Origin of the sequence: Nocardioides sp. (assembly GCF_036374615.1) — a bacterium.
Taxonomy (GTDB): Bacteria; Actinomycetota; Actinomycetes; order Propionibacteriales; family Nocardioidaceae; genus Nocardioides.
In genome coordinates this window covers 1-8,489 of the sequence record NZ_DASUTK010000052.1, presented here as the reverse complement: position 1 = coordinate 8,489, position 8,489 = coordinate 1, and the positions used below count along the sequence as shown (strand labels likewise).

Below are 8,489 nucleotides of genomic sequence, written 5' to 3'. Positions count from 1 at the left end.
GTCCCAGCCGGCGTGCGAGCTCGGCATACTCCCCCAGCGAGCGGCCGACGATCGACACGAAGACCCGGGCCCCTGACTGCACCAGCCACGGCACCTCGAGCGCGAGGAACTGGTCGACGCCCGGGTTCTGCAGGTCGACGGCATGGGCGAGCCCCGACGGCGTCTCTACGATCCGGGGCGGCGCTCCGCCCGGCCGCGGCGCCAGCGTGATCGACCGGGTCACGAACCCGCCCAGTGACGCGAGGTCCGTGTACGCCGCCAGGTCACGGCCGGTACCGCCGCAGCCCGCGGCCACGAGTACCGGGTTCGCGAGGTCGAGGCTCATGGTGCGACCGCCGCCAGCTCGTCCCAGACCACGCGGTCGCCGCGGAACACCGGGCCGTCGGCGCACGCCCGCACCTGGCGGGGGTGGCCGCCCTCGCCGGTGACCGGGACCACGCAGCCCTGGCACAGGCCGGTGGCGCAGGTGAGCGGCTGCTCGAGGGCGACCTGGCTCCAGGCGCCCGCGGCCTCGGCCGCCGCCGCCACGGTGTGGAGGGTCGCGACCGGGCCCGCCGCGTAGACGACCTCGGCCCGCGACCGCTCGAGCACCTCACCCACGACGTCGCCGACCGTCCCGCGGGTCCCGACCGACCCGTCCTGGGTCACGACCGTCACCGCCCGGGCGGTACGCCTCGCCTCCAGCGCCGACAGCAGGTGGGCCTCGTCGGGCGCGGCGACCAGCAGCGTCACCGGGCACTCGCGCTCGCGGAGCCGCTCGGCGAGCGGGAACAGGGGTGCCGCGGCGTACCCCTCCCCGACCAGGAGGCAGCCCACCGGCTGCTTCGGCAGCGAGAAGGCCCGGCCCAGCGGCCCCGTGACCGCCAGCCGGGCGCCGGGCGGCTGGGCGACCAGCCACTCGGTGCCCGGGCCGCGGGTCTCCACGACCAGCTCGAGCGCGGCGCCGTACCCGCCCACCGGCTTGACCCGGTGGATCCAGAACGCCCGGCGGGCCAGCCGCGCCGGCTCGGTGGACAGCGCCACGAACGTGCCTGGCCGGAACCGTTCGGGAATCCCGGGTGCGACCACGGTCAGGTGGTGGTGGCCGCCGATCCGACGTGTGGCCAGCAGCTCGCCGGTCACGTGGAGCGGACCGGAGACAGACCCGAATGTCTCGGCGGCAGTGCTCATGCGACTCCGCGCAGGATGCGTCGGGGCCACCAGGGGCCGTCGTAGACGAACCCGGTGTAGCCCTGCAGCAGCGTGGCGCCGGCCGCGAGCCGGTCGCGCGCGTCGGCCGCCGTAGAGATGCCTCCGACGCCGATCAGCGTCAGGTCGGTGCCGACGCGTTCGCGCAGCAGCCGGAGTACGGCAGTGGCGCGGTCGCGCAGCGGGGCGCCGGAGAGCCCGCCGGCGCCGATCGCCTCGATCTCGGCCGGCGCGCTCGCCAGCCCGTGGCGGGCGATCGTGGTGTTCGTGGCGATGATCCCGTCCAGGCCCCGGTCCAGCGCCAGGTCGGCGACGTCGAGCACGTCCTCGTCGGCCAGGTCGGGTGCGATCTTGACGAGCAGCGGGACCCGCTCCTGCGGGCTCGCTGCGTCTGCGGCCGATCGCACGGCGTCGAGCAGTGGCCCGAGCCTCTCGACCGACTGGAGCGTGCGGAGCCCCGGCGTGTTGGGAGAGGAGACGTTGACGACCAGGTAGTCGGCGTACGGCGCGAGCAGCCCGGCACTCTTGCGGTAGTCGGCCTCGACAGCCGCCTGGTCGTCGTCGGGCACCACCTTGGTCTTGCCGATGTTGACGCCCAGGACCGGCCCGGGCCGCGATCCCGATCGCCGCTCGGCGAGGGTGCGGGCCCGTCGCGCGAGGCGTGCGGCGACCACCTCGGCACCGTCGTTGTTGAAGCCCATCCGGTTCACGACCGCCCGGTCGGCGGGGAGCCGGAACAGCCGGGGCTGTTCGTTGCCCGGCTGCGGCTCGCCCGTGACAGTGCCCACCTCGACGTGCCCGAAGCCGAGCGCGGCCAGGGCGTCGATGCCCACGGCGTTCTTGTCGAAGCCGGCGGCGAGGCCGAGCACGTTGGGAAAGGTCAGCCCCATCGCGCTGACGGGGGCGCCGGGACGCGGCGACCGCTCGAGCGCCGGCCGGGCCGCCCGGATGGCCCGGAACCCGAGCTGGTGGGCCCGCTCCGGGTCGACCCGCGCCAGGCCGTGGCGGAAGACGACGTCGTAGGCGCTCACGACCTCGCCCAGTCCTGCAGCGAGCGGACCGTGATCTCGCCGGCTCGCATCGCCTCGATCCCCTGGACGGCGGCTCCGAGACCCTGGACGGTCGTGATGCACGGGACGTTCGCGATCACGGCCGCGGTCCGGATCTCGTATCCGTCCGTGCGCACGGAGCCGCCCCCGACCGTCGAGCCGTGCGGGGTGTTGACGATCAGGTCGATCTCGCCGGCGCTGATCAGCTGCACCGTCGTCGGCTCGCCCTCCGGTCCCACGCCCTCGTAGTGCTTGCGCACGATCCGAGCGTCGATCCCGTTGCGGCGCAGCACCTCCGCCGTGCCCTGCGTCGCGAGGATCTCGAAGCCGAGGTCGGCCAGCCGCTTGATCGGGAAGATCATCGTCCGCTTGTCGCGGTTGGCCATGCTGGCGAACACCCGGCCGCGCCGCCCCGCCATCTCGGGGAGTGGGAGCGGCCCGTACGCCGCAGCCTGCGACTTCGCGAACGCCCGACCGAACATCGCGTCGAAGCCCATCACCTCGCCGGTGGAGCGCATCTCCGGGCCGAGCACTGTGTCGACCGTCTGCCCGTCCGGCGTCTTGAACCTGTTGAACGGCATCACGGCCTCCTTGACCGCGATCGGCGCGTCGGGGGGCAGGTCTCCCCCGTCGCCGTGCGCGGCCAGCACGCCCGCCGCTCGCAGCGACGCGATCGACTCCCCGAGCATCACCCGGGCGGCCGCCTTGGCCAACGGCACCGCCGTCGCCTTGGAGACGAACGGCACCGTCCGTGACGCCCGGGGGTTCGCCTCGAGCACGTAGAGCACGTCGGACCCGAGGGCGAACTGGATGTTGATCAGGCCCCGGACACCCACACCGCGCGCGATCGCCTCGGTGGCCTCACGGATCGTGCGGATCTCGCTGTCGCCGAGGGTGATCGGCGGCAATACGCAGGAGGAGTCGCCGGAGTGGATCCCGGCCTCCTCGATGTGCTCCATCACGCCACCGAGGTAGAGCTCCCTGCCGTCGTACAACGCGTCGACGTCGATCTCGACGGCGTCGTCGATGAACCGGTCGACGAGCACCGGGTGCTCGGGACTGATGGCCGTCGCCCGCTCGATGTAGCCCTCGAGCGCCGCGTCGTCGTAGACGATCTCCATGCCGCGACCACCGAGCACGTACGACGGCCGCACGAGCACCGGGTAGCCGATCTCGGTCGCGATGCCCTGCGCCTCCTCGAATGAGGAGGCGGTCCCGTGCTTCGGCGCCGGGAGCCCCGCCTCGGCCAGCACCCGCCCGAACGCGCCCCGCTCCTCGGCGAGGTGGATCGCACCCGGCGTGGTGCCGACGATCGGGACACCGGCGTCCTCGAGGCCCTGCGCCAACCCCAGTGGGGTCTGGCCACCGAGCTGGCAGATCACGCCGGCGACCGGCCCGGCCTGCTGCTCGGCGTGCACGACCTCCAGCACGTCCTCGAGGGTGAGCGGCTCGAAGTAGAGCCGGTCGGAGGTGTCGTAGTCGGTCGACACCGTCTCGGGGTTGCAGTTGACCATGATCGTCTCGTAGCCGACCTCGTTCAGCGCGAGCGAGGCGTGCACGCACGAGTAGTCGAACTCGATGCCCTGGCCGATCCGGTTCGGGCCCGAGCCGAGGATGATCACGGCGGACTTGCCGTCGGCTCGTGGCCGGACCTCGGTCTCCTCGTCGTACGCGGAGTAGTGGTACGGGGTCACGGCGGCGAACTCGGCTGCGCAGGTGTCGACGGTCTTGTAGACCGGTCGGATCCCCAGCGCGTGACGCACGCCGCGGACCACCGCCTCGCTCAAGTTCCGCATCCGGCCGATCTGCGCGTCGGAGAACCCATGCCGCTTGGCGCGGCGGAGCAGCGCCGCAGTGAGCTCGTCGGCCCCGATGACCTCCTGCGCGATCTCGTTGACAAGGCAGAGCTGGTCGACGAACCACGGGTCGATCCCGGTCGCCCGGTGCACCTGCTGAGGCGTCGCCCCGGCCCGGATCGCATCCATCACCACCCGGAGCCGGCCGTCGTGTGGAGTCCGTGCCTCGGCGAGCAGGTGCTCGACGTCGAGGTCGACGTGCCGGTGGCTCCAGTCGAAGGGGGCGTCGGCGCTCTCGAGCGAACGCAGCGCCTTCTGCAGCGCCTCGGTGAAGTTGCGGCCGATCGCCATCGCCTCGCCGACGGACTTCATGTGGGTCGTCAGCACCGGGTCAGCGTCGGGGAACTTCTCGAACGCGAACCGCGGCACCTTCACCACCACGTAGTCGAGGGTCGGCTCGAAGCTGGCCGGCGTGCTCTGCCCGTCCTCCCGGGTGGTGATGTCGTTGGGGATCTCGTCCAGCGTGTAGCCGATCGCGACCTTGGCCGCGATCTTGGCGATCGGGAAGCCGGTGGCCTTCGACGCCAGGGCGCTGGAACGCGAGACCCGTGGGTTCATCTCGATCACGACGATCCGGCCGTCGTCGGGATTCACGGCGAACTGGATGTTGCACCCGCCGGTGTCGACGCCGACCGAACGGATGATGCCGATCGAGAGGTCGCGCAGCTGCTGGTACTCGCGGTCGGTCAGGGTCATCGCGGGCGCGACCGTGATCGAGTCGCCGGTGTGAACGCCCATCGGGTCGAGGTTCTCGATGCTGCAGACGATCACGACGTTGTCGACCCGGTCGCGCATCACCTCGAGCTCGTACTCCTTCCAGCCGAGGATCGACTCCTCGAGGAGCACCTCGTTGGTCGGGGAGGCCGTCAGCCCGCCACCGCCGATCCGGCGCAGGTCGGCCTCGTCGTACGCCATGCCGGAGCCGGAGCCGCCCATCGTGAACGAGGGCCGCACCACGACCGGGTAGCCGAGCTCGCCGGCGCCGGCGAGCAGCTCGTCCATCGAGTGGCAGATGACCGACCGAGCGACCTCTCCGCCGAGCTCCTCGACGATCTTCTTGAACGACTCGCGGTTCTCGCCGCGGTCGATCGCCTCGATGCTCGCGCCGATCAGCTCGACGTCGAACTTCGCGAGCACGCCCCGCTCGTCGAGCGCGACCGCGGTGTTGAGCGCCGTCTGGCCGCCCAGCGTCGCGAGCAGCGCGTCGGGTCGCTCCTTCTCGATCACCTTCTCGACGAACTCCGGCGTGATCGGCTCGACGTACGTCGCATCGGCGAACTCCGGGTCGGTCATGATCGTCGCCGGGTTGGAGTTCACGAGGATGACCCGCAGCCCCTCGGCCTTGAGCACGCGGCAGGCCTGGGTGCCGGAGTAGTCGAACTCGCACGCCTGCCCGATGACGATCGGCCCCGACCCGATCACCATCACACTCGCCAGATCAGTACGCCGCGGCATGTCAGCGCTCACCTTCCCGTGCAGGCCCGGACTGCCGCATCAGGTCGACGAAGCGGTCGAAGAGGTACTCGGCGTCGTGCGGGCCGGCGGCGGCCTCGGGGTGGTACTGGACGCTGAACGCCGTGAGGTTCCCGTCGTCGTCTCGTAGCTCGAGTCCCTCGACGACGTCGTCGTTGAGGCAGACATGGCTGACGCTCACAACGCCGTACGGCGTGGTGGTGGGCCGGTCGAGCGGCACCCCCTCGGGCCACCGGACGGCGAAGCCATGGTTGTGCGCGGTGACCTCGACCTTGCCGGTGGTGCGGTCCATCACCGGCTGGTTGATCCCGCGGTGGCCGTAGCCGAGCTTGTAGGTGCCGAGCCCGAGCGCGCGTCCGAACAGCTGGTTGCCGAAGCAGATCCCGAAGTACGGGATGCCGTGGTCGAGCACGCCGGAGAGCGTGCTCAGGTCGGCCGTCGCGGGGTCGCCCGGGCCGTTGGAGAAGAAGACACCGTCCGGCTCTGCCGCGAGAACGTCGTCGATCGTCGCGCTGCTCGGGAGAACCCGTACCTCGATCCCCCGTCGGGCCATCAGCGTCGGCGTCATCTCCTTGATGCCGAGGTCGAGCGCCACGACCGTGAGACGTCTGTCGCCGACTGCCGGCACGACGTACGGCTCGGGCGTGGTGACCTCCCCGGCGAGATCGGCGCCAGTCATGGACGGCTGCTCCAACACCCGGGCCAGCAGTGCCTCGGGATCGGCCTCGATGGTGGAGATCCCGACGCGCATCGCCCCGCGCTCGCGCAGGTGTCGGGTCAGGGCGCGGGTGTCGACACCGGAGATGCCGACGACGCCCTGTTCCCGCAGCGCGTCGTCGAGGCTGCGGCGCGACCGCCAGCTCGAGGGCATCCGGGCGGGGTCGCGCACGACGTAGCCGCTCACCCAGATCCGACGCGACTCGGTGTCCTCGTCGTTCATGCCGGTGTTGCCGACGTGCGGCGCCGTCATCACCACCACCTGGCGGTGATAGCTGGGATCGGTCAGCGTCTCCTGGTAACCGGTCATCCCGGTGGAGAAGACGGCTTCGCCGAACGTCTCGCCGGGAGCCCCGTAGGAGTCGCCGTGGAAGGTGCGGCCGTCCTCGAGGACGAGCATCGCCGGCCCAGTGGTGGGCCCGTGGATCGGGGGGGCAGGTGTCACCTGCGTCGTACCTCCTTCTCCGCCTCACGGGACGGATCGTTAAAGGATGTTCGATCGCGCCCGACCCTATCAGCGAGCGCGCCTCCCACCATGACCCGTCCGGAGCGGTCACCATCGAGTGCCATCTCCACACATCAAGGAGGCGGGAGATGAACGGTCACACCATGGCGCAACGCCTGGGCGCCGAGTTCCTGGGCACCTTCTGGTTGGTCTTCGGCGGCTGTGGCGCCGCCGTGCTGGCAGCCGGCGTGCCGGACGTCGGCATCGGTTATCTCGGGGTCGCGCTGGCCTTCGGCCTGACGGTCCTCACCATGGCCTACGCCGTGGGCCACCTCAGCGGCGGCCACTTCAACCCGGCGGTCACGGTCGGGCTCGCGACGGCGAAGCGGTTCCCGTGGCGGGACGTGCCGGCGTACGTCGTGACGCAGGTGGTCGCGGCGGTCGTCGCTGCCGCTGTGCTGTGGGTGGTGGCCAGCGGGGTCGACGGCTTCAGCGCCTCGGAGTCCGGCTTCGCCACGAACGGGTACGGCGACCACTCGCCGGGCGGGTACTCGCTGCTCGCGGTCCTCGTGGTCGAGGTGGTGCTGACCGCGTTCTTCCTCTACGTGATCCTCGGCGCGACCGACACACGCGCGCCGAAGGGCTTCGCACCGCTCGCGATCGGGCTCTCGCTCACCGTCATCCACCTGATCTCGATCCCGGTCAGCAACACCTCGGTGAACCCGGCCCGGTCGACCGGCCCGGCGCTCTTCGCCGGGTCCGACCCGATCATGCAGCTCTGGGCGTTCTGGCTGGCGCCGCTCGTCGGCGCCCTGATCGCGGGAGTCACCTACGTCCTGCTGCTCGGCGGGGAAGAGGCAGCGCCGCTCGAGGAGGCGACCCGGGCCTGATCGCGACGGGCCGCTCTCGTCGGGTCAGGCCTCGATTCGGCCGAACGCGACGTCGGCGGCCCGGTCCGGGGCGATCACCTCGTCCCCGAGCGACCATTCGGCCACCCTCGACACGAGTGCCGCGGGCACGGCCGGTGCGGCACCGTCGGCCGGCACGTCGTACGTCGTGTGGCCGTCGCGTGGCAGCACGACGGTGAAGCCACGAGCCATGGCTGTGCGCGCCGTCGCGGCGACGCACATCTCCGACTGGATGCCCACCACACAGATCCGGTGCGCGCCCGACTCGCGCAGCACCGCCTCGAGGTCGGTGCCCTCGAACCCGTCGTCGTGCGGCTTCTCCAGCACCACCTCACCCTCGAAGGCGGGCAGCGCCAGGTGCCACGGGTCCGTCCCGTGGGTGATCAGGCGGTCGCCGTGGTCCTGCAGGTGGATGACGGTGGCCCCACCTCCGCGAGCGGCGGCGAGCACCGCAGCGAGGCGGTCCAGGAAGGCTGCGGCCTCGGGCACCGCATGGTCACCCATGACGAGGGCCCGCTGCACATCGACGACGAGCAACGCATCGACACGGATCATGCCGATGAGTATCACGCAGCTGCCCGGTCTACTCCTTCAAGGCAGCACCGCAAGAAGCAAAGACCACGAGGGAGGTGACGACGATGACCACCGAACGCCAAGCCTGGGCCAGCCTGCACCCGCTGGAGGCCGCGCGCCCGACCCGGAGCGAGACCTGCGCCTGCGGCCAGGAGCTGGATTCCTGCACCGGACACCACTGCCCGCGTTGCGGCACGTCGATCGCCTCCCGTGCGGCCGCCTGACCACCGCCTGACCACCGGCTGACCGACCCGCCTCGTGTGCCTGAGAGTGCGCTCCT

General features: G+C 71.4%; 6 protein-coding genes and 1 pseudogene. 1 reads left to right on the top strand and 6 read right to left on the bottom strand.

All coding sequences use genetic code 11. The annotated features are described in order from the left end of the window. The 5 genes and pseudogenes from VFZ39_RS04100 to carA all read right to left on the bottom strand — a co-directional run. A pseudogene (locus VFZ39_RS04100) lies at window positions 1–325 on the bottom strand (dihydroorotate dehydrogenase catalytic subunit); the annotation flags it as partial. Next, window positions 322–1,170 (bottom strand): hypothetical protein, encoded by an 849-nt coding sequence (locus tag VFZ39_RS04095; protein WP_330864449.1) that lies wholly within the window; start codon window positions 1,168–1,170, stop codon window positions 322–324. The gene VFZ39_RS04095 and the pseudogene VFZ39_RS04100, both read right to left, overlap by 4 nt. After that, the gene (locus VFZ39_RS04090; RefSeq protein WP_330864448.1) at window positions 1,167–2,219 is read right to left on the bottom strand and encodes a quinone-dependent dihydroorotate dehydrogenase; all 1,053 of its coding nucleotides are present in this window, start codon (window positions 2,217–2,219) and stop codon (window positions 1,167–1,169) included. Before VFZ39_RS04090 ends, VFZ39_RS04095 begins: the two co-directional genes overlap by 4 nt. Next, on the bottom strand, window positions 2,216–5,548 hold the full coding sequence (gene carB, locus VFZ39_RS04085) for a carbamoyl-phosphate synthase large subunit (RefSeq protein ID WP_330864447.1): 3,333 nt from the start codon (window positions 5,546–5,548) through the stop codon (window positions 2,216–2,218). Before carB ends, VFZ39_RS04090 begins: the two co-directional genes overlap by 4 nt. Before the next feature lies 1 nt (window position 5,549). Continuing rightward, window positions 5,550–6,683: a glutamine-hydrolyzing carbamoyl-phosphate synthase small subunit gene (carA, locus tag VFZ39_RS04080; RefSeq protein ID WP_330864450.1), complete on the bottom strand. Its 1,134-nt coding sequence runs from the start codon at window positions 6,681–6,683 to the stop codon at window positions 5,550–5,552. A 194-nt stretch (window positions 6,684–6,877) separates the two neighbouring features. Between carA and aqpZ the strand changes: the two genes are divergently transcribed. Beyond that, on the top strand, window positions 6,878–7,618 hold the full coding sequence (gene aqpZ / locus VFZ39_RS04075) for an aquaporin Z (protein ID WP_330864446.1): 741 nt from the start codon (window positions 6,878–6,880) through the stop codon (window positions 7,616–7,618). Window positions 7,619–7,642: 24 nt separating this feature from the next. On the opposite strand, the gene VFZ39_RS04070 is transcribed toward aqpZ, so the two are convergent. Next, window positions 7,643–8,191 (bottom strand): isochorismatase family protein, encoded by a 549-nt coding sequence (locus VFZ39_RS04070; protein WP_330864445.1) that lies wholly within the window; start codon window positions 8,189–8,191, stop codon window positions 7,643–7,645. Between the last annotated feature and the right edge of the window lie 298 nt (window positions 8,192–8,489).